This window comes from Silicimonas lutimaris, assembly GCF_047314965.1.
Classification (GTDB): domain Bacteria; phylum Pseudomonadota; class Alphaproteobacteria; order Rhodobacterales; family Rhodobacteraceae; genus JAVJUV01.
Map to the genome: position 1 here is coordinate 55,723 of NZ_JBLBVK010000042.1, position 20,974 is coordinate 76,696.

19 protein-coding genes and 1 tRNA gene are annotated in these 20,974 nt (G+C 61.4%); 8 read left to right on the forward strand and 12 right to left on the reverse strand.

Translation table 11 applies throughout. The annotated features are described in order from the left end of the window. Positions 1 to 313 precede the first annotated feature (313 nt). Positions 314 to 2,359: an ASKHA domain-containing protein gene (locus tag ACKLNI_RS07140; RefSeq protein ID WP_413718370.1), complete on the forward strand. Its 2,046-nt coding sequence runs from the start codon at positions 314 to 316 to the stop codon at positions 2,357 to 2,359. A gap of 45 nt (positions 2,360 to 2,404) precedes the next feature. Beyond that, positions 2,405 to 2,478: transfer RNA gene (locus tag ACKLNI_RS07145), tRNA-Gly, on the forward strand. 9 nt (positions 2,479 to 2,487) lie between these two features. Here the strand turns inward: ACKLNI_RS07145 and ACKLNI_RS07150 are convergent. After that, positions 2,488 to 2,769, reverse strand: a complete 282-nt coding sequence (locus ACKLNI_RS07150; RefSeq protein WP_413718371.1) for a hypothetical protein — start codon at positions 2,767 to 2,769, stop codon at positions 2,488 to 2,490. Positions 2,770 to 3,047: 278 nt separating this feature from the next. On the opposite strand from ACKLNI_RS07150, the gene ACKLNI_RS07155 reads away from it, so the two are divergent. After that, positions 3,048 to 3,530: an acyl-CoA thioesterase gene (locus ACKLNI_RS07155; protein ID WP_413718372.1), complete on the forward strand. Its 483-nt coding sequence runs from the start codon at positions 3,048 to 3,050 to the stop codon at positions 3,528 to 3,530. Between the two features lie 470 nt (positions 3,531 to 4,000). On the opposite strand, the gene pgi is transcribed toward ACKLNI_RS07155, so the two are convergent. Genes pgi through zwf form a run of 3 tightly spaced genes read right to left on the reverse strand, consistent with a single transcriptional unit; the run spans position 4,001 to position 7,746 of the window. Next, positions 4,001 to 5,614, reverse strand: coding sequence for a glucose-6-phosphate isomerase (pgi, locus tag ACKLNI_RS07160; RefSeq protein ID WP_413718373.1), 1,614 nt, complete (start codon positions 5,612 to 5,614; stop codon positions 4,001 to 4,003). A gap of 12 nt (positions 5,615 to 5,626) precedes the next feature. Next, complete coding sequence (gene pgl, locus ACKLNI_RS07165; protein ID WP_413718374.1) at positions 5,627 to 6,298, reverse strand: 6-phosphogluconolactonase; 672 nt, start codon at positions 6,296 to 6,298, stop codon at positions 5,627 to 5,629. Beyond that, complete coding sequence (gene zwf, locus ACKLNI_RS07170; protein WP_413718375.1) at positions 6,295 to 7,746, reverse strand: glucose-6-phosphate dehydrogenase; 1,452 nt, start codon at positions 7,744 to 7,746, stop codon at positions 6,295 to 6,297. The genes pgl and zwf overlap by 4 nt, the downstream gene beginning before the upstream one ends. Before the next feature lie 187 nt (positions 7,747 to 7,933). Between zwf and ACKLNI_RS07175 the strand changes: the two genes are divergently transcribed. Next, on the forward strand, positions 7,934 to 8,887 hold the full coding sequence (locus ACKLNI_RS07175; protein ID WP_413718376.1) for a radical SAM protein: 954 nt from the start codon (positions 7,934 to 7,936) through the stop codon (positions 8,885 to 8,887). Positions 8,888 to 8,962: 75 nt separating this feature from the next. On the opposite strand, the gene ACKLNI_RS07180 is transcribed toward ACKLNI_RS07175, so the two are convergent. The 5 genes from ACKLNI_RS07180 to ACKLNI_RS07200 all read right to left on the reverse strand — a co-directional run bounded on the left by ACKLNI_RS07180 (position 8,963) and on the right by ACKLNI_RS07200 (position 12,733). Continuing rightward, positions 8,963 to 9,925: an agmatinase gene (locus ACKLNI_RS07180; RefSeq protein ID WP_413718409.1), complete on the reverse strand. Its 963-nt coding sequence runs from the start codon at positions 9,923 to 9,925 to the stop codon at positions 8,963 to 8,965. Positions 9,926 to 9,935: 10 nt separating this feature from the next. Next, positions 9,936 to 10,520 carry an HNH endonuclease gene (locus ACKLNI_RS07185; RefSeq protein WP_413718377.1) on the reverse strand — a complete coding sequence of 195 codons (585 nt, stop codon included), beginning with the start codon at positions 10,518 to 10,520 and terminating at the stop codon, positions 9,936 to 9,938. 187 nt (positions 10,521 to 10,707) lie between these two features. Then, on the reverse strand, positions 10,708 to 11,367 hold the full coding sequence (locus ACKLNI_RS07190; protein ID WP_413718378.1) for an alpha/beta hydrolase: 660 nt from the start codon (positions 11,365 to 11,367) through the stop codon (positions 10,708 to 10,710). Then, the gene (locus tag ACKLNI_RS07195) at positions 11,364 to 12,020 is read right to left on the reverse strand and encodes a DNA-3-methyladenine glycosylase family protein (RefSeq protein ID WP_413718379.1); all 657 of its coding nucleotides are present in this window, start codon (positions 12,018 to 12,020) and stop codon (positions 11,364 to 11,366) included. Before ACKLNI_RS07195 ends, ACKLNI_RS07190 begins: the two co-directional genes overlap by 4 nt. Continuing rightward, positions 11,999 to 12,733 carry a precorrin-6A/cobalt-precorrin-6A reductase gene (locus ACKLNI_RS07200; RefSeq protein WP_413718380.1) on the reverse strand — a complete coding sequence of 245 codons (735 nt, stop codon included), beginning with the start codon at positions 12,731 to 12,733 and terminating at the stop codon, positions 11,999 to 12,001. Before ACKLNI_RS07200 ends, ACKLNI_RS07195 begins: the two co-directional genes overlap by 22 nt. Before the next feature lie 154 nt (positions 12,734 to 12,887). On the opposite strand from ACKLNI_RS07200, the gene ACKLNI_RS07205 reads away from it, so the two are divergent. After that, positions 12,888 to 14,102 carry an MFS transporter gene (locus tag ACKLNI_RS07205; protein ID WP_413718381.1) on the forward strand — a complete coding sequence of 405 codons (1,215 nt, stop codon included), beginning with the start codon at positions 12,888 to 12,890 and terminating at the stop codon, positions 14,100 to 14,102. Positions 14,103 to 14,105: 3 nt separating this feature from the next. Here the strand turns inward: ACKLNI_RS07205 and ACKLNI_RS07210 are convergent, their stop codons facing one another. Then, complete coding sequence (locus ACKLNI_RS07210) at positions 14,106 to 14,570, reverse strand: Lrp/AsnC family transcriptional regulator (protein WP_413718382.1); 465 nt, start codon at positions 14,568 to 14,570, stop codon at positions 14,106 to 14,108. Between the two features lie 104 nt (positions 14,571 to 14,674). Here ACKLNI_RS07210 and ACKLNI_RS07215 point away from each other — a divergent pair, with 104 nt between their 5' ends. Beyond that, positions 14,675 to 14,884 (forward strand): DUF6356 family protein, encoded by a 210-nt coding sequence (locus ACKLNI_RS07215; RefSeq protein ID WP_413718383.1) that lies wholly within the window; start codon positions 14,675 to 14,677, stop codon positions 14,882 to 14,884. A gap of 3 nt (positions 14,885 to 14,887) precedes the next feature. Here ACKLNI_RS07215 and mfd read toward each other — a convergent pair whose 3' ends face one another. Next, on the reverse strand, positions 14,888 to 18,349 hold the full coding sequence (gene mfd / locus ACKLNI_RS07220) for a transcription-repair coupling factor (RefSeq protein ID WP_413718384.1): 3,462 nt from the start codon (positions 18,347 to 18,349) through the stop codon (positions 14,888 to 14,890). Positions 18,350 to 18,393: 44 nt separating this feature from the next. After that, positions 18,394 to 18,924: a component of SufBCD complex gene (locus tag ACKLNI_RS07225; protein ID WP_413718385.1), complete on the reverse strand. Its 531-nt coding sequence runs from the start codon at positions 18,922 to 18,924 to the stop codon at positions 18,394 to 18,396. 118 nt (positions 18,925 to 19,042) lie between these two features. On the opposite strand from ACKLNI_RS07225, the gene hemB reads away from it, so the two are divergent. Continuing rightward, entirely contained in the window at positions 19,043 to 20,035 is a 993-nt protein-coding gene (hemB, locus tag ACKLNI_RS07230; protein WP_413718386.1) for a porphobilinogen synthase, read from the forward strand. Positions 20,036 to 20,086: 51 nt separating this feature from the next. Then, entirely contained in the window at positions 20,087 to 20,974 is an 888-nt protein-coding gene (locus ACKLNI_RS07235) for an aldose epimerase family protein (RefSeq protein WP_413718387.1), read from the forward strand.

The following is a 20,974-nucleotide window of genomic DNA, read 5'->3' on the forward strand; positions in this document are numbered from 1 at the left end:
GAGAGGATGGCAGTGCCTTTCGCGCCCTGTATCGAGACAGGTATCAGTCTCCTGATCCCCAAGGGCGTTGATTGGCTACAGAGACGCAATGCCTTCATTGCGGGGGTCTTCCCGTCGCTTCGGAAACTTTGCGGCGATTGAAGTCATGGCGCTAGCCATTTTGCCAGTTACCTCATGGTTCTGCCTTTAAGGATCCGGTTTTCTGACCCTCGACTGTCGGGACAATGCCGCGCATTGGCGAAATACGGACGCTGACAGGCTTTCCCTGCTCAAACAAAACGTTATGTTCACGCCGAATAGGCAGGACCGACACATGAGCGATACCGCACTCGTAATTTTCACACCATCTGGCAAGCGTGGCAGATTTCCGGTCGGAACGCCCGTATTGACGGCAGCAAGACAGCTTGGTGTCGATCTTGACTCGGTCTGTGGCGGTCGTGGCATCTGCTCGAAATGTCAGGTTATGCCAGGATACGGCGAGTTCTCGAAACACGGAGTTAACGTGGCGGCCGATGCGCTGAGCGCATGGAATGCCGTTGAAGAGCGCTACAAGTCCAAGCGTGGCCTCATCGAAGGCCGCAGGCTGGGCTGCCAGGCGACCATCCAGGGAGACGTCGTGATCGACGTGCCGCCTGAAAGCCAGGTACACAAGCAGGTGGTGCGCAAGCGCGCCGAAGCACGGGAAATCGTGATGAGCCCGGCTGTCCGCCTGTTCTACGTCGAGGTCGAAGAACCCGACATGCACGAACCGAGCGGTGATCTGGAACGACTGTCCAAGGCTTTGGAAACACAATGGGAGTTAGCCGGCGCTTACGCGGGACTGTCCGTGCTGGCGACTCTTCAGCCTCTCCTTCGCAGGGGCGAATGGAAGGTAACCTGCGCGGTCCACCAGGACAGCGCCTCCGCCCGCCCCCGAATCCTGAAGGTCTGGCCTGGATTTCACGAAGGTCCTGTCCTTGGCCTTGCCGTTGACCTGGGCTCCACCACCATTGCCGGACATCTCTGTGACCTTGCGTCTGGTGAGGTCGTCGCGTCTTCCGGTTTGATGAATCCCCAGATTCGGTTCGGCGAAGACCTGATGAGCCGGGTCAGCTATTCCATGATGAACACCGGCGGCGCCGCCGAGATGACGCGTGCCGTTCGAGAGGGCATGAACCGACTCATCGGGGAAATTGCGGCCGAGGCGAATGCTACGACAGACGACATTCTCGATGCAGTCGTGGTCTGCAATCCGGTCATGCACCACCTGTTCCTGGGGATTGATCCTTATGAACTTGGCCAGGCGCCGTTCGCGCTTGCCACCTCCGATGCCGTGACGCTTTCATCGCGCGGTCTGGACCTGACACTGCACCCCGAGGCATCGGTTTATCTCCTGCCCTGCATTGCCGGGCATGTGGGGGCCGATGCGGCCGCGGTCACCCTGTCGGAAGCACCTGAAAAATCAGAAGAACTGGTGCTGGTGGTCGATGTCGGCACCAATGCGGAAATCCAGCTAGGAGACCGTCAAGGCGGGGTTCTGGCCTGCTCTTCGCCGACTGGTCCGGCCTTCGAGGGCGCCCAAATCTCGGCGGGGCAGCGCGCTGCCCCGGGGGCGATCGAACGTGTCGAGATCGACGCGGCGACGAAGGTACCTCGGTACAAGGTGATCGGTTCCGATCTTTGGTCAGACGAAGACGGGTTCGAGACGGCTATTGCAACGACCGGTGTCACCGGGATCTGCGGTTCAGGCATCATTGAGATGGTCGCAGAAATGCGCATGGCCGGCATCCTCGACCAGAGCGGATTGATCGGTTCTCCGGAGCAGACGGGATCGGATCGGTGTTTTCTTGACGGACGCACCTATTCCTATCTTGTACGCGAGGCCGGCGAGGACGGGCGCGGAATCACCGTAACCAATCGGGATATCAGGGAAATCCAGATGGCGAAGGCAGCGCTTTATTCGGGCGCACGGTTGCTGATGGACAAGCGGGGTGTGGATCGGGTGCAGCGGATCGTTCTGGCGGGTGCGTTCGGGGCGCATATTTCGCCGAAGCACGCGATGGTTCTGGGCATGATCCCGGATTGCCCGTTGGACAAGGTCTCATCGGCCGGAAACGCTGCGGGAACCGGCGCGCGGATCGCGCTGCTGAACCGAGAAGCGAGAACTGAAATCGAAGCAACCGTTCGGGATATACAAAAGATTGAGACCGCCATCGAACCGAGGTTCCAGGAGCACTTCGTCAACGCCTCGGCCATACCGAATGCCGTGGACAGTTTTCCCCATCTGGAACAGATAGTTAGCCTGCCGCACGTAAGTTTCAATACGGGCGAGAAAACCGATGCGGAAGGTGGCGGACGACGGAGACGGCGGCGGGGCTGACGCTTGACGGTTTGACCCGCTTCGCCTAACTCAATGTGGTGGAAGGCGGGTGTAGCTCAATGGTAGAGCAGGAGCTTCCCAAGCTTAAGACGAGGGTTCGATTCCCTTCACCCGCTCCAGGTCACGTTTCATTCCTCCAACTGATTGCGTCTTGGTCTCTTGAAATCAGGAGGCAGAATCCGCGCCGTTCGCGCTGCGATGCTGTCGCTCGGTTCCGAGGCCGAATGCGATCTTTGATGATCAGCACCCTTGTCCCATTGGGGTGAATTAAGATATTGATTTAAAATATTTTCAATTCTTCGGTTACGCAACAAATTCGGAAAACGCGCACGAAAATTGGCCGAACAAACGCATTTTTTCGCCGTTCCAAGATCGACCGAATCCTCGTCACATTGAAGTGCGGCCTTCATCCCGCCGCGCGGGCGAGACGGTGACCGTTGTCCCATCCCAGTGCCAGACGGCGCCGGATCGCCCGCTCACCGGGATTCTTTTCTTCTCCCGAGTGGGGGCACGGCAAGTCTGTCCATCCTGCAACAGCAGGTAGCCAACACACGGATATCCGACCATTTTCCCTGTCGGCAAAGCGTCGGCAAAGTGTATGGCAAACGTATGCCAAAATGTCTGGCGGCCTGAATTCGTGGCTCATCCGACGGAGTACGCAGAACCCCACAGGGAATTCTACTTAGAAATGAAAGTTCTACAGGCGACACTTAATGCGGCTGACATGTTGGAAGCGGGATTGCCCGGCTGGCCCTTCGGAATGCAGGACGTTGTCCGGTTTTCCGAACTCGATCCTCTCAATCATGTCAACAACGCCGCATATCTCAGCTGGTTCGAAACCGCGCGGATCGGCTACATCATGGAATATGGCCTGACGGGGATGACACATTCCGAGGCCGACCCCCAGATCGTGGTTAGGCGTCAATTGGTGGACTACCTGAAACCGATCCTTTTCGGCGAGTGCTATGTCGTCGCATTGCGCACGACACGGATCAAACCGTCGAGTCTCGTGATGGAGTATGGAGTATTTGTCGACGGCCAACAAAGGGCGACGGGCGAGACGGTCATCGTCAGTCTGACGCAGGATGGCACCAACCGCCTGCCCTGGCGACCCGAAGCCGTCGGGCGGATGATTGAGCGCGACGGCGCGAAGACGGTCGGATTCCAGTAATACGAATTGGATATTCCTGTTCGGGTTCCAGGCTTCCGTGAGGGAAGTTCCTTGTCATTGATCTGATAATTCGGACTTGGCGTGCTTCACCACGAGCCTGATCTGGAAGTCCCGAGCAACAGTCTTCCTATCTCAACCACGGCATCTTGCGGAATTGTTCAGCCAAGGGACCAGGCAGAACACGGCAAGTGTCCAGGTGACTCGGCGACGTTTCTTCATGCGGCACACCCCAAACGGGTTACTGAACTGCGTCTTGGGTGAATTCCATGGTTCGGCCTTCCGTTATTTCCCGCAGGCGAAAGTAAAGCAGCACCAGAATCACGGCGATGAATCCATAGGAGAGGACGTCTTCGCAGCAGCCCAATAAGAGCTCCATCCGATAGGGGAATCTGCGCTTCTACACCGGATCGGGTTCGACTAGGGCTTTGGACTTGTGCATGAGCGGCCCGCCAAGTCAGGCAGAACACTGCCTAACTTGCGTGCGTCAGGATGTAGTCTACAAGCTGCGCGGTCGAGCCATCCTTGCCATCTGCGCTTTCTTTCCCGGCCACTATGGGGCCAAGCGCTGTGGCCAGTTCCTTGCCAAGTTCGACGCCCCATTGGTCGTAACTGTTGATCCCGAGCATGGCGCCTTCCACGAAAACCCGATGCTCATACAGCGCGATGATCTGGCCAAGAACGAAAGGCGTCAGCTTGGGATAAACCAGGGTGGTCGAGGGCCGGTTTCCCGGGAAGACCCGGTGGCGGGCCTGGCGTTCCAGTTCGTCGCCGTCGAACTTGCCCCGCACGATCTCGCGGGCTTCGTCGAGACTGCGGCCCTTCATCAAGGCCTCGGACTGGGCAAGGCAATTGGCGACGAGCAACTGGTGCTGATGCGCCAGTGCTTCTTCGAAGCCCGCGGCTCCGATCATGAATTCGCAAGGCACGATCCGGGTGCCCTGATGGATCAGCTGGTAGAAGGCGTGTTGGCCATTGGTACCGGGTTCGCCCCAGACGACCGGTCCGGAATGAACCGGTAGCGCCGCGCCGTCCATCGAGACGCCCTTGCCGTTGCTCTCCATTTCAAGCTGCTGCAGATAGGCCGGCAGCCGGGAGAGGCGCTGTTCATAGGGCAGAACCGCACGGGTGGCGTATCCCAGCCCCTGGTTGTGCCAGATGCCGGTCAGCGCCAGCATGACGGGGATGTTTTCATGCGGTTCGGCAGCGCAGAAATGACTGTCCATCGCCTCGCCGCCCGAGAGGAAGGCGCGGAATGCCCGCGCGCCGATGGCGATCATCAGGCCAAGGCCGATCGGCCCCCACATGGAATAGCGCCCGCCGACCCAGTCCTCGAAACCGAAGACGCGCGACGGATCGACGCCGAATTCTGCTGTCTTGTCCGCTGCGGTCGAGAGCGCCGCGAAATGGCTGCCCGCATTGTTGTAGCCCACTTTCGCCGCGATCCATTCCCGCGCTGTCTGGGCGTTGGTCATGGTTTCGATCGTGGTGAAGGTCTTCGACGCGACGACCACGAGGGTCGACGCCGGATTCAGCGGCAGGAGGACGTCGTTGATATGTGCGCCGTCGACGTTCGACACATAGTGGACACGCGGGCCGTCGTGGTAGGGAGCCATCGCCAGCGTCGCCATGGCCGGACCAAGGTCCGACCCCCCGATGCCGATGTTGACCACATCGCTGAATGGCAGGCCGCCCGATGGAGTGATCGATCCGTCGCGCACGCCTTCGGCGAAGGCCTCCAGCCGGTGGAGCGTTCCGAGGACGCCGGGCATGACGTCATTCCCGTCGACGAGAACCGGGGTGCCCGACAGGTTTCTGAGGGCGGTGTGCAGGACCGCCCTGCCCTCGGTCTCGTTGATCTTCTTGCCGGAGAACATCGCCTCGCGTCGGGCCGGAACGCCAGCCTCTTCGTACATTGCGATAAGAAGATCGCGGCCAGCCGCGTCCATCGTGGTTTTCGAGTAGTCGAACAGAAGATCACCGGCGGTGACCGAGAAATCCGATGCCCGGTCGGTGCTGTTGAAGCGGTCGATGATCGGCGTTTCGGCGGCTTTGGCCGCGGCGTCGCGCAGGCGGTTCCAGTCCATGATTTCCTCCGCTCAGGGGGCCCAGTGAATGGTGGCGGTCTTGAGCACCAGCGCGATGGGCGCTTGCTCGGGCGTCAGTTTGCGAGCCTCTTCGATGGCCGCGCGCTTTGCTTCGCCGGTGATGACGACATGGATTGCCATGGCGTCTGCGAGAACGGGTGCCGTCAGGGTGATACGTGGCTCGGGCGCTCCTGGAGCGCGCATGGGCAGCACCGGAGGCGCGTCGTCGGACAGCGCGTCGGACAGCCGGTCGGCGCCGGGAAACAGCGAGGCCGTGTGCATATCGGCCCCCATTCCCAAAAGGAGTATCGAAAGCGGCAGTTCCGCGGCGATACTGTCGCTCAGGTCGTCCAGCGCCTCTTCCGGCGTGGATGTATCGCGGTAAAGCGGCACGTAGACGGCGTCTGACGCGCGTTCGACCAGCAGACGCTGACGCAGAAGCCGGGTGTTCGAGCGTTCGTGATCCTCGGGCACCCAGCGCTCGTCGGTCAGCATGACGTGCACGCGGCTCCAGTCGAGATCGGCGTCGCAGAGCGCGTCGAAGATCGGGCCGGGGGTGGTTCCGCCGGGAACGGCAAGTGAAGCAGTCTCCTGTTGACGCAAGGCCGTCCCCAATTCCCCTGCGATCTGGTTCGCGAGGTCGATCATCATCATTTCGGCATCGGGGTATTCGACAAGGTTCACGCCTTGATCTCCCTCCATCTACGGCCTTCGCGGTGCATCAGAACCGCCGCGTCCTCGGGACCGGTCGAGCCGATGTCGTAAGGCTTTGGTCGGTCGCCCCGCTCCGTCCAGCTTTCGATCAGCGGATCGGTCCAGGCCCAGGCGGCCTCGACCTCGTCACCCCGCATGAACAATGTCTGGTTACCACGGATCACGTCCATGATCAGCCGTTCATATGCCTCGGGCGCGACATCGGCATCGGGACCAAGCGCGTCTTTGAACGACATGTCGAGCGGGACGTCCACAAGACGCATGCCCCCGGGGCCGGGTTCCTTGATGGTCACTCGGAGGGTAATGCCCTCGTTCGGCTGAAGCCGGATCGAGAGGATGTTCCGGTGGTGGCCCAGTTCCTGCCCGAAGATCGAATGCGGCGCGTCCTTGAAGACGATGGCGATCTCGGAGGCGCGCGCCTTGAGGCATTTGCCCGTGCGGAGATAGAACGGCACCCCGGCCCACCGCCAGTTCGACACCTGGAGCTTCATCGCGATGAAGGTCTCGGTAATGCTGTCGGAACCGACCTGGTCGAGATAGCTCTCTCCCTTCTTCTCGGAGGCGTACTGACCACGCACGATATCGGAAGGCTCCACGGGTTCCAGCGCGCGGATCACCTTGAGTTTCTCGTCGCGCACCGCGTCGGGATCGAAGCGAGAGGGCGGCTCCATCGCGATCAGGCACAGGAGCTGCATCAGGTGGTTCTGCACCATGTCGCGCATCGCGCCGGACTTGTCGTAGTAATCAGCCCGCCCATTCACACCAACGGTTTCGGCAACAGTGATCTGAACGTGATCCACGTACTGGGCGTTCCAGAGAGGTTCGAACAGAACGTTGCCGAAGCGGACGGCCATCAGGTTCTGGACGGTTTCCTTACCGAGATAGTGGTCGATCCGGTAGATCTGGTTTTCGTCAAAATGGTCACGCAGGGTCTTGTTCAGTGCACGCGCGCTTTCGAGATCGCGTCCGAATGGCTTTTCCACGACAATACGGCAGCTTTCGCCCGCGCATTTGTATTCGTGCAGCCTTTCGGCCAGTGCCCCGAATAGCGAGGGCGCAACCGAGAAATAGAACGCCCGGACCACGCCGGCGCGCAACAGCTTCGACAGTTCGGGCCAGCCTGCGGATCCGGTCGCGTCGATCTGCACATAGTGGATCGCCTCGAGGAATTCCTTGACCACGTTCGTCGGCCGGTCACCCTTCTCGATGAACTCTTCCAGCGCGCCCTTGACCACTGCCCGGTAACCCGCATCGTCGAGATCGGCCCGCGCAGCACCGATGATCCGGCTGTCTTCAGGCATCTGTCCGGACTGGAAGCGCCGGAACAGTCCGGGAAGGATCTTTCGGCGGGCCAGATCGCCCGTGCCGCCAAAGATCACGAGGTCGAATGTATCGACCGGAATAACGCGCGAGACCATGATAAACCTCCAGCCCTTGCGTTCGCGGCGTTACCGCTAACATAGTTTTCGTCGCCGGCATAGGCCCGTTGTGCGAATAAGTCCAGTTCTGACGACAAGATCACATCTCTGTCACGTGGTGTCGGTTTCTCTTTTCCACACGAACTCTTCTGACCTAGTTAAAGGCCGGGGAAGAGAAAGAGAATTCATGAAAGACTCCATCGAGCAGGACGCAAACCGGGGAAAATTCCTTGATCCACTTGTGACCGCCAAAGGTGAGGAGCGCGCGGAAGTCCGCCTGACGCATCCCGAGACGCTTTGGTTCAACACCGGCACATTGTGCAACATCGAGTGTATCAATTGCTATATCGAATCTTCACCCAGCAATGATCGCCTCGTCTATCTGTCCGCCGACGACGTATCTTATTTTCTGGATCAGCTGAACGAACGCGACTGGCGCGTGCGCGAAATCGGGTTCACCGGCGGCGAACCCTTCATGAACCCGGAGATGATCGAGATGGCCCGGCGTGCGCTGGAGCGCGGGTACGAGGTGCTGATCCTGACCAATGCCATGCGTCCGATGATGCGAAAGTCCGTGAAAGCAGGATTGCTGGCGCTGCGCGACAGCCATAGCGACAGGCTGACGCTGCGCGTGTCTCTCGATCACTGGGACGCTTCGCGGCATGACGAGGAACGTGGCAAGGGTGCCTTCGGGAAAACCATCGACGGCATGCGTTGGCTGAGAGACGCCGGTTTCCGCATGGCTGTCGCCGGACGCGCGCTCTGGCATGAAAGCGATACCTCGGCGCGGCGCGGATACGCCGATCTGTTCGAGCGCGAGGGATTCCCGATCGATGCGGCGAATCCCGGCCAAACCGTTCTGTTTCCCGAGATGGACGCTGCCGTCGAGGTGCCCGAAATCACCACCGCCTGCTGGGGAATTCTGAACAAGTCTCCGGATGACGTGATGTGCGCCTCTTCGCGGATGGTCGTGAAGCGCAAGGGTGCTGCGCGGCCCGCGGTTCTTGCCTGCACGCTTCTGCCCTACAGCCCCGAGTTCGAGCTGGGCGAGACGCTGGAGGAGGCTGAACGCCCCGTGCGGCTGAACCATCCCCATTGCGCAAAATTCTGCGTTCTGGGCGGCGCCAGCTGTTCGGCCTGACGGGGCCGGCCCCCTCGCCGCGCAGACGCGGCTCACCCCCGAAGTATTTCTGCCAAGAGAAAGGGCCGTCCGGGTTCAGGTTTCCGGAAGAGCGGTCATCGCGCAGAGCAGTTCGAACATGATTGAAACGCCGAGAAATGCGGTCGCTCCGGTCGCGTCGAATGGTGGCGACACCTCGACAAGATCCGCGCCCCGGATATCGAGACCGTGGAGATGGCGGCAGACTTCGAGCGCCTGGAAGGAATTGGGTCCGCCGACCTCGGGCGTGCCGGTTCCCGGTGCGAAGGCCGGATCGACGAAGTCGATGTCGTAGCTGACATAGACCGGTGCGGTCCCGACAATCTCGCGGGCCTCTGCCATCACATCCGGGATGCCACGTTCGAACAGCTCTTCAATCCGGACGATCCTCACACCCACGCTGGCGGCGAAATCGAGGTCCTCGGTTTCGTACATTGTGCCCCGGATGCCGATCTGAACGATCCGCTTCGGGTCGAGCAGCCCTTCTTCGACGGCGCGGCGGAATGGCGTGCCGTGGGTATACATCTCGCCGCCGAAATAGCTGTGGAAGAGATCGGTGTGGCTGTCGAAATGGATCATGCCGAGGGGCGCGTCCGTGGCGATGCCCCGAAGGATGGGCAAGGAACAGAGATGGTCGCCGCCACCTGTCAGGGGGCGAATTCCGTTATCTTTCAGGTCGTTGTAGAAGGAAGTGATCCTGTCGAGCGTGTCGGTGATGCTGGCCGGGTTCGGGCCGACATCGCCGAGGTCGGCACAGTTGAAGGCTTCGAAGGGGCGTTGCCGGGTGACGGGGTGCTGGGCCCGGATCATCGTGGAGGCGTCGCGCAACTGGCGGGGGCCGTGGCGGGGACCGGGGCGGTTGGTGGTCCCGCTGTCCCAGGGCGTGCCGACAAGGCCGATCTGAACATCGGCGAAACGGGGATGTCCGGGCGGGACGTGCGGAAGGCGCATGAAGGTCGGCACACCAGCGAAACGCGGGAGATCGAAACCGGAAACGGGTGTAAAGAAAGGATCGCTCATCCGCGCTTCGTCACTCTTCCAGCTCGGCATCCCAGTAGAGGAAGTCGAGCCAAGTTTCGTGCAGGTGGTTGGGCGGGAACTTGCGCCCATGGTTGCGAAGCTCTTCGGCGCCGGGCTGTCGCGGCGGGCGGCGCAGCGTCATGCCCGCCTGGCTCAGAGATTTCGAGCCTTTCCTGAGGTTGCATTTGGCGCAGGCGGCAACCACGTTTTCCCAACTGGTGATCCCGCCCCTTGCGCGGGGCACCACGTGGTCGAAGGTCAAATCGCCCTTCGCTCCGCAATACTGGCAGCAGAAACCGTCCCTCAGAAAAAGATTGAAGCGCGTGAAGGCCACGCGCTTCTGGGGTTGGATGTATTCCTTGAGGACGACGACCGACGGTATTCGTATTTCGGTCGACGGGCTTCGGACCACATCGTCATATTCGGCGAGGATCTGGACCCGGTCGAGATAGGCGGCTTTCACCGCTTCCTGCCAGGGCCAGAGCGACAGGGGGTAATAGGACAAGGGCCGGTAGTCAGCGTTCAGCACAAGCGCCGGGTTGTGCCGAAGGCTGCTTGGTTCACGTACAAAACTCGTTCTGAAATCGCCGTCCATCAATGACTCCGTCTCCGCCCGGTTCGCCTGCATCTTTGGCACCAGAGCGGGGACGACCCGCCCCGGCTTTTCTTGGACTATATATGGCGCTGCCGGGCTGGCAAGCCCCATGATTTGCTCATGGCCGGAGACAGGCCTAGGACGATTTCGTTACATGCGGATGACGGCAATCCACAGCCTGCGCGCGTCAGGCGTCCAGTTGTTCGCGCATGAACGACAGCGCCACCGACAGGCCATCGGGCGCTATGCCGTGGGCCGTGCCCTGCATGACATGGCCATAGACCTCGAAACCGGCGTCCTGCAGCGCCTCCCCGGCGATCTGCATCTCCTGGAAGGGAACGACGTCGTCGGCGTTGCCGTGGATCAGGATCACAGGCGGTTTCGACAGCGCTTCGCTGGCCAGCGCATCGGGAAACATCAGGCGTCCGGAGAAGCCGACGATGCCCGCGATTGGATCGACACGGCGCGGAGCCACGTGCAGGCTCATCATTGTGCCCTGGCTGAAACCGAACAGGATCAGGTTCTCGGGCGCGAGACCCTCGTCGGCCAGCACCTTGTCGATGAAGGCGTCGAGAAACTTCGCAGAGCGGCGCATTCCTTCGGCCGCCGCCACTTCGGAAGAACCGTCGATCCAGGGGATCGGGAACCACTGGAACCCCATCGGATTGGCCATGGACCGTTCCGGAGCGTCGCATGCGATGAAGACGGTGTCCGGCAAATGCGGCGCAAGCGGCTCGGCGAGCCCCAGAAGATCGGCCCCGTCGGCGCCATACCCGTGAAGGAAAAGGACAACCGAGGAATCCGCGCCGGACGTGGACCCACGCCGTTTGAAGTTCAAGTCACTCATCTGATCCCTTCCCGTTCCTTGGCCACGTGGTAGTAGGCCCAGAGCAGCCGCGCCGCAACCGCCCGCCAGGGGGACCACGCCTCCGCGAGCTCGCGAAGGGCTTTTTCCGACGGCCTTGCGGGCAATTCGAACAACAGCCTTGCCGATTCCTGCAATGCGAGATCCCCGGGTGCGAACACGTCTGCGCGCGCGAGGGAAAACATGGCGTAGATCTCGGCCGTCCAGCGGCCGATACCCGGCACCTCGGTCAGCGTGACGATGACCTCGTCTGTCGGCATGTCCCGCAGACTGGAATAGCGGATATTCGCTTCGGCCAGCGCACGTGCGTAGCGGATCTTCTGGCGAGACAATCCACAGGCCCGCAGGTCTTCGTCCGTGGCAGAAGCGAGTTTGCGTGGGCCAGTCAGGCCAGCATTCCTGAGCCGCCCCCAGATCGCATCGGCGGCCGCAACGGAAACCTGCTGGCTGACGATGGCGTCCAGAAGCGCGGGGAATCCGTCCTTGCGCAATCTGAGGGGAAGCGTACCGGTCTGATCGAGCGCACGCCGGAACCGAGGCTCGATATCCGAGAGATGCGCCGCACCCTCGGCGATGCAATCCGGCCCCTGGATGACACGGCCGACCGCGCGCGTTACATCCTGCGCCGGACCCAAGCCAATGTCTCGGCCACCGTCGTTGCCCGAGGGCCGTCCGGCGGGGGCGGACGCCGCACCAGCGCGACGCGTATCCCCAGATCCCGTGCTGCCTCGATTTTCGGCCAGCTGCCTGCTCCTCCGGTGTTTCTGGCTACGATCCAGTGGATCCCAAGGCGGTTCAGAAGACGCCGCTCGGATGTCACGGTATAGGGTCCGGGGCTGAAGAGGAAGTCTCCGCCTTCGAGGGGAAACCGTCCGACCGGCCATTCGGTCACCCGAAAATAGAGGCGTCTTCCATCGAGGTTGCGTAGCGGACCCAGGTCGGATCGTCCAACGCTGGCGAAAACGTTGGTGTCGAGGGGGATATGCTCGTGCGCCTCGTCCTCGGAGTTCAGGAAAACCCATCTGTCGCTGGTATCCGGCACCCAAGCCGGACGCAGGAATCGAATATGGTCAATGCCAAGACTCTTTGCCACGCGCGCAGCACGAGCCGACATGTCTGTCGCGAATGGATGGCTGGCATCGATCATGGCATCGAAACCCTCGGTCTCGATCCAGTGTCCGAACGCCGCATCATCGTTCCAGCCGCCAATGCGGACGGGCCAGCCGAAACTCTCCGGTCGCATGCCTGCCCGGGACACAGATACGGTAACGGAAAATCCGGGTTCACGCCAAAGAGCGAGGGCGATGTGACGCGCCTCGTCAGCTCCTGCAATCAAGAGCAGCCTCACGGGATCCTGTCCTCCGCTTTTTCTTGGCCCCATGGGATTGGGGACAAAATTTTACAGAGATACGAACGCAACGCAGAAGCGGATCAAAAAAAGCGCGCAATGAGTCGCACTTAGGGTTCTTGTCTCGGCACGAAATGGTGGATACGCGGATCTCATGGTCGAAACAGACAGCGATAGAATCGCGAGAAGAAACGTTCTCGTTCTTGCGGCGTGCAATGCCGTTCTGGGCGCACAACTGCCGATGATCTTCACGATCGGCGGATTGGCCGGACAGACGCTTGCGCCCAACGTCTGCTTTGCGACGCTGCCGATCACGATGGTCGTTCTCGGCTCGATGCTGGCGGCCACACCGGTTTCGGCCATCATGCAGCGCTTCGGGCGGCACGCTGGTTTTTTCCTAGGAGCCGGATCTGGGGCCATCGGTGCGCTTGTTGGCGCTCTGGCGCTCTACATGGCGAATTTCTGGCTGTTCCTTTCCGGGTCGCTGCTGACCGGCATCTACCTGTCTTCGCAGGGGTTCTTCCGTTTTGCCGCCGCCGACACCGCGTCCGAGGAGTTTCGCCCCAAGGCGATCAGCTATGTCCTTGCTGGCGGTCTGGTCAGCGCGATCATCGGCCCGCAACTGGTCAAGGTCACGGCGGATGCGATGGTTGTGCCCTTCGTCGGGACTTACCTAGCGGTGATCGGGCTCAACCTTTGCGGCTTCCTGCTCTTTCCGCTGCTTCGTTTCCCGGCCCCTCTTGGCGCAGATCCCGACGCCCCATCCGGCCGGTCGCGGCTGGAACTGCTCAAGTCGCCGGTCGTTCTGGTGGCGATCATCTGCGCCATGGTCTCGTATGCGTTGATGAACCTCGTAATGACCTCGACTCCGCTGGCCGTCGTCGGCTGTGGGTATGATACGAACAACGCCGCCGACATCGTATCGGCCCACGTGCTGGCGATGTTCGTGCCGTCGTTCTTCACGGGTCACCTGATCGCCAAATTCGGCACCAAACCGATCGTTGCGACTGGACTTTTCATCCTGGCCTGCGCCGCCGCCGTCGCGTTGTCGGGCACGGAGCTTGAGAATTTCTTCGTTGCGCTGGTACTTCTTGGGATCGGCTGGAACTTCGGGTTCATCGGCGCAACCACGATGCTGGCCAGTGCACATGCGCCCGAGGAACGCGGCCGCGTGCAGGGGTTGAACGACATGCTGGTTTTCGGAGGCGTGACGATGGCCTCTCTGGCATCGGGCGGGCTGATGAACTGTTCAGGCGGTTCCGCCGTCGAAGGCTGGACGGCAGTAAACCTGGCAATGGCGCCGTTCCTGATGCTCGCGGGCGGCGCGTTGATCTGGCTTGCGATGGGGCGCAAAACGGCCCACGGCTGACGCTCAGAGCGGCAGAGCCGTTGTGTCCTTCAATTCTTCCATGACGAAAGATGCGGCCACGTCCGAAACCTCGACCTTACGGATCAGCCGCTGATACAGCCGGTCATAGGCTGGCATGTCGGCGACGCGGGCCCGAACGAGGTAATCGAGATCGCCGGTCATGCGATAGGCGCTGAGGATCTCCGGCATATCGCGCATGGTCGCCGCGAAGGTTTCGAGCCAGGCGGGGTCGTGCCGGTTGGTGCGGATCTGAATGAAGACGGTCAACCCGAGATCCAGTTTGTCGGGATCGAGGAGCGCGACCCTTGAGCGGATTACCCCGGCTTGCTCAAGCGCGCGCACCCTGCGCCATGTGGCATTCCGGCTGAGGCCCACGCGATCGCCAAGTGTTTCGAGCGGTTGCGCGGAATCGCGCTGCAACTCGCTCAGGATTCGGCGATCGATTTCATCGATTGTCACATCATTCATAACTTTATGGTACATTTATCCCATTTAATCCGCAATGAGCCGTATCTTTGGGACATAATCTCCGGTCCGTTGTGCGAAATCCATCACCAAGCAAAGGAGAGAGAATGATGCTCGCACGCCTGTTTCTGGATCACCCGTCCAGCGTCGATGAGACATATGCCCAGCACGCCCGGTTCGCGGCCGGATTTTCGCTGAAGCTGTTCGCCGCAGGATTTGCGGCCATGGTTCACGCGGTCGCTCCCTGCCTCTTCGAGAAGACGGCCAGCCGCATGGTGGCCGAGCTTTACGCCCGCACTCATAACCGCGGACGCTAGGCGTCAGCTTCCGCTGGCCTTTTCCGCCAGATCGCGCGCGACTGCGAACGCCCCCTGCACGCGGTCCTTGGTCTTTGACCAATCGCGACGCACGACGATCTTGTTGTCCTTGACCTTGGCCAGCCCGCGCTGATCCTTGATGAAGTCAACGAGCCCTGCCGGGTTGGGGTATTTGTCGTTGTGGAACTGGATCGTCGCGCCCTTGGGGCCAGTATCGAGACGCGCGATATGAGCCTTCTTGCATTCGGCCTTGATGCGCACGACCAGCAAAAGCGTATTCACTTCCTTCGGCAACTTCCCGAAGCGGTCGATCAGTTCTGCGGCGAAACCCTCGAGTTCGACCTTGGTGTGAAGCGAGGACAAGCGGCGATACAATCCCAGACGCACGTCCAGATCGGGGACGTAATCTTCGGGGATCAGGACAGGGACGCCGAGATTGATCTGCGGCGCCCACTGGTCGTCGGCCTCACTGAGACCTTCGAGCTGGCCGGATTTGATGTTGGCGATCGCCTCTTCCAACATGGACTGGTAGAGTTCGTAGCCGACCTCGCGGACGTGCCCCGACTGCTCTTCGCCAAGTAGATTGCCTGCGCCGCGGAAGTCGAGATCCTGGCTGGCAAGAGTGAAACCGGCGCCGAGGCTGTCGAGCGAGCCCAACACGCGCAGCCGTTTCTCGGCCTGAGGCGTCAGCTTCAGACGTGGTTTGGTCGTTAGATAGGCATAGGCGCGGGTCTTCGAGCGCCCTACCCGGCCGCGGATCTGGTAAAGCTGTGCGAGGCCGAACATATCGGCGCGGTGAATGATCATGGTGTTGGCGGTCGGAATATCCAGACCGGATTCCACGATGGTCGTGGCGAGCAGCACATCGTACTTGCCGTCGTAGAATGCGTTCATCCGGTCATCGAGTTCGCCCGCTGCCATCTGCCCATGGGCGACGACGTATGAGACCTCCGGCACCTGATCGCGCAGCCAATTTTCCATTTCCGGCAAGTCTGCAATGCGCGGCACCACGAAGAAGGATTGGCCGCCGCGATAGTGTTCGCGCTGGAGAGCTTCGCGGATGGTGATCGTGTCGAACTCGCTGACATAGGTGCGGATCGCGAGGCGGTCGACGGGCGGCGTGCCTATGATCGAGAGATCGCGCACGCCGGTCAATGAAAGCTGCAGTGTTCTCGGGATCGGCGTGGCCGTCAGCGTCAGCACATGGATGTCGGTGCGCAACTGCTTCAGCCGTTCCTTGTGGTTGACGCCGAAGTGCTGTTCCTCGTCGATGATCAGGAGGCCGAGATTCTTGAAGCGCACCTGCTTTGCCAGCACCGCATGGGTGCCGACGACGATATCGACGGTGCCGTCGGCCAGCCCTGCCCGCGTCTCGGATGCCTGTTTCGCAGAGACGAAGCGCGACAACTGACGCACCTCGAGAGGGAAGCCCCGAAAACGGTCCCGGAAGCTCTTGGCGTGCTGGCGCGCAAGCAGGGTCGTCGGCGCGATGACGGCGACTTGAACGCCGGACATGGCGGCGACGAAGGCGGCACGCATGGCGACCTCGGTCTTGCCGAAGCCGACATCGCCGCAGATCAGCCGGTCCATCGGGGTACCCGAGGCCAGATCGTCGAGCGTATCGTTGATGGCGCGCAGCTGGTCGTCGGTTTCCTCGTAGGGGAAACGGGCCGAGAATGCGTCCCACATGCCGTCGGGCGGGGTCAGGATCGCGCCCTTGCGCAGATGGCGTTCCGCGGCGACGCGGATCAGTTTGTCTGCGATCGCGCGAATTCGCTCTTTCAGGCGCGCCTTCTTGGCCTGCCACGCGCCCCCGCCCAGCTTGTCGAGCAATCCCTCCTCATGGCCGTACCGGCTGAGGAGTTCGATGTTTTCGACCGGCAGGTATAACCGGGCTTTCTCGGCATACTCCAGGTGAAGGCACTCGTGCGGCGCGCCCATCACGTCCAGCACTTCCAGCCCGTGGTAACGCCCGACGCCGTGGTCGACGTGGACGACGAGATCGCCCGGGGTCAGGGTTTGCGCCTCGGTCAGGAAGTTCTCGGCGCGGCGCTTCTTCTTTGGAGCCCGGATCAGGCGATCGCCGAGAACGTCCTGCTCGGAGATGACCGTCAGCCCGTCCCTGCCCTCGAACCCATGCTCCAGCGCCCAGACCGCCAGGAAGACGCCGCCCTTGCCTTCGGGCACATCCCGAAAGTCGGTTATCGTCTCTGTTCCGGCCAGGCCCTGATCGTCCATCAGGCCCTGAAGGCGCTCGCGCGCGCCCTCGGAGTAAGAGGCCACGATGACCCGCCCTTGTTTGCGGCGGGTGTCGATATGAGCGGCCAGCGCACCGAAGAGGCTGACCGATTCCTGTTGGCGCTCAGGAGAGAAATTGCGGCCAATGCGGCCGCCGGCATCAATGACACCGGGCCCTGTTGGCAAGGGAAGAACGTTCAAATCCATGACCCGGCATCGCGCGGTCGCCTTCGTCCAGGCGGCATCGTCGAGGTAGAGAAGGCCGGGCGGTGCCGGTTTGTAGACCGTATCCACTCGCCCCTTTGCCGTCATCGCCTCGCGGCGGGTATCGTATTGGTCGGCGATACTTTCCCAACGCGCCTGTCTTTGCGGGCCGGTCTGATCATCGAGGACGAAACTCGCTCCGGGCAGGTAGTCGAACAGGGTTTCCAGCATTTCGTGGAAGAACGGGAGCCAGTGCTCGACGCCGGCATGTTTCTTTCCGGCGCTCACGGCCTCGTAGAGCGGATCGTCGGTGCCTGCCGCGCCGAACTCCAGCCGGTAGTTCTGGCGGAAGCGCATGATCGCGGCATCATCGAGGATAATCTCGGAGACCGGCGCAAGCTCGACGAGGTCCAGCTTTTCCGTTGTGCGCTGGGTGGCTGGGTCGAAGCGGCGCGCGCCGTCGAGGACATCGCCGAAGAAATCGAGGCGCACGGGGCCACCTTCACCCGGCGGGAAGATGTCGATGATACCGCCCCGGATCGCGTAGTCGCCCGGTTCGGTGACGGTGGGCGCCTGCACGAAGCCCATCCGCACGAGGAAGTTGCGAAGCCCGGCTTCATCCACCCTGTCCCCGACCCGCGCGGTGAAGGCGGCCTCGCGCAGGATCTCACGGGCAGGCACGCGCTGGGTGGCCGCGTTGAGCGTCGTGAGAAGGACAAAACGCTTCGGCATGCCGTGGACCAGACCGGCCAGAGTCGCCATCCGGACCGCCGAGATATCCGCGTTGGGCGAAACCCGGTCGTACGGCAGGCAATCCCATCCGGGAAACGTGATGACCGGCAGACCAGGCTGGAAAAATGCCAATGCCTGGCGCATCGCCGCCATGCGCTTGTCGTCGCGCGCAACATGGACGACCGGCGCACCGGTCTTTTCCAGTTCGCGCAGGATGACCGTGGCGTCAAACCCTTCGGGCGCACCGCTGACCGTGACATGACGGCTGCCAATATCGGAAGTGTCTGACATGAGCCGCGAGGTAACGGGTCTCGCAGCGCTGTCAACCGGCTTTGTCAGAAACCGAAGGGTCCGACATACAGGTTCTTGTACATTCCATACATCGCAGTAATGAAAATCGAAACGATGCCGATCAGCTGGGTAAACTGCCGGTGGCGGTTCAAGCGACGGATCAGCTTCAGTTCCTTTTCCTTGCTTCGATGGATTTTCCGAGCCGTCCAGGCGGTCAACAGGACGAGAAGGCAAAACGGGAAAACCAACAGGAAAAGGGCCTGGGAAAACTCCACGTCGTACACGAATGCGGTGAGGCCAAGCATCGTCAAAACGGCGGAGCTGAAAAGGAACAGCCAGGAGCCTGAGACGTCCGCTATGTAGATGATACGATTGACGTTGATGCGGATCAGATCGTGCAGGTCCTCCATCGCCTGCCCGCCGTTCTCGCGCCGCGCCCGCATGATCAGGTCATGGGGAACGCCCAGCACCCAATGGCTGACCGACGACCAGAAAACCGCCAGCGCGATCCAGTACCACAGGTTCGAGAATGATCGCATGTCGATCACCTCGAAGACAGATTCGTACCAATCCAAGGATGTGCCTCAACCGCTTGTTATTCCCGCAACACTAGAAAAACACAGCCGACTTGACCACCCTCGCTTGCACGGCTACCGCAGAACGTAATTCAAACGTGCACAAAGGCGTCAAATCATGGCGACAGGCTCTTATCCCGCAACGCGCTTCCGGAGAACCAAGCGCTTTGACGCAATCCGCAGACTGGTGCGCGAAAACACACTTTCGGTCGATGACCTGATCTGGCCGGTCTTCATCCGCGACGGAGAAGACGACGAAACGCCGATCCCGTCGATGCCGGGCGTTTCGCGCCTGACCGTGGATCGTGTGGTGAAAGCCGCGCGCGAAGCGGCCGACCTGGGAATTCCGGCGATATGCCTTTTTCCGTATATCGATACCTCGCTGAAGACAGAGCTTTGCGAGGAAGCCTGGAACCCGGACAACCTCTCGAACCGGGCCACGCGCGCCATCAAGGATGCCGTGCCCGAGATCGCGGTGATGACCGACGTGGCGCTAGACCCCTACAACATCAACGGTCACGACGGGATCGTCCGCGACGGAGTGATCGTGAATGACGAGTCGGTCGAAGCCCTCGTGAAGATGGCCATCGCACAGGCCGCCGCCGGTTCCGACATCCTTGGCCCCTCCGACATGATGGACGGCCGGATTGGACAGATGCGCGCCGCGCTTGAGGCAGCCGGGCATCGGGACACCTGCATCCTCTCCTACTCGGCCAAGTACGCCAGCGCGTTCTACGGTCCTTTCCGCGATGCCGTCGGCGCCTCCGGGCTTCTGAAAGGCGACAAAAAAACCTACCAGATGGACCCCGGCAATACCGACGAAGCGCTTCGCCTTGTCGAACGCGATCTGAGAGAGGGTGCGGACATGGTGATGGTGAAGCCCGGCATGCCATATCTGGATGTCTGCCGCCGGGTCGCAGAACGCTTTGACGCCCCGCTCTTCGCCTACCAGGTGTCGGGAGAGTACGCGATGATCTCGGGCGCCGCGCAGAACGGCTGGATCGATGGGGAGCGCGCGATGATGGAGAGCCTGATCGCGTTCAAGCGCGCAGGGTGCGATGGCATCCTGACCTATTTCGCAAAGGACGCGGCTCGGCTGCTCAACGGCTAGGGACTTGACGGCTCGAACCATCTCGTCCACCTCGGGCCCATGAATGTGCCCATGGACAAAATCACTCTGGCGGCCGGTGCGACCGAAATCGAAGTCTGGACCATTGGCGCCCGGCTGAACGCGGTGTCGTGGAGCGGGTTCGAAGGGCTGGTCGACGGATCGGCAAGCATCGACGAAGCCAGGGGGCCGAAGCTCAACCACGGCTGCGTCGTTGGACCCGTGGCCAACAGGATTGCCGGGTCGCAGTTCAAGCTTGACGGCAAGACCTACAGCTTCCCGCCGAACGAGGGCGGAGCAACGCTTTGCCACTCGGGCAATGCCAGTCTTCGGGATCGAACCTGGAGTGTGACGGAGCTTGGCGATCACTCTGTCGTTCTGACCGCCGAGGTCGGCGACATGGAAGACGGTTTTCCCGGCAACCGCGTGTTTGAGGCGGATTACCGGGTGTCCGATGATGGATTCGATCTGAGGCTCTCCGCAGAGACGGACGCGCCGACGCTGGTGAACCTTGCCTTGCATCCCTACTGGACGCTTGATGGGCGCGGACGCGAGGGCCAGTCGCTGTTTGTCGATGCGGGCAGCTATCTGCCCGTCGATGCGCTGAAGATTCCGACCGGCGAGATCGCGCCGGTCGCGGGCACGATTTTCGACCTTAGAACAAGGGCCGTGCCCAGCACGGAAATCGATCACAACTATTGCCTGTCGCCCCAGCGTCCGGTGGATTCACCGGCGGCCCGACTGGTTGCGGATCGCGGAGTTGCGCTGGACATCCTGACGGACGCACCGGGTCTGCAGGTTTTCACCGGCAAGCCGGTCGGCATTGCGCTTGAGCCGCAGCACTGGCCCGATGCGCCGCATCATCCCGCCTTTCCATCAATCCGGCTGGAGCCGGGCGTGCGATATGAGCAAGCCACCCTTTACCGTTTTTCGAGGGTTTGA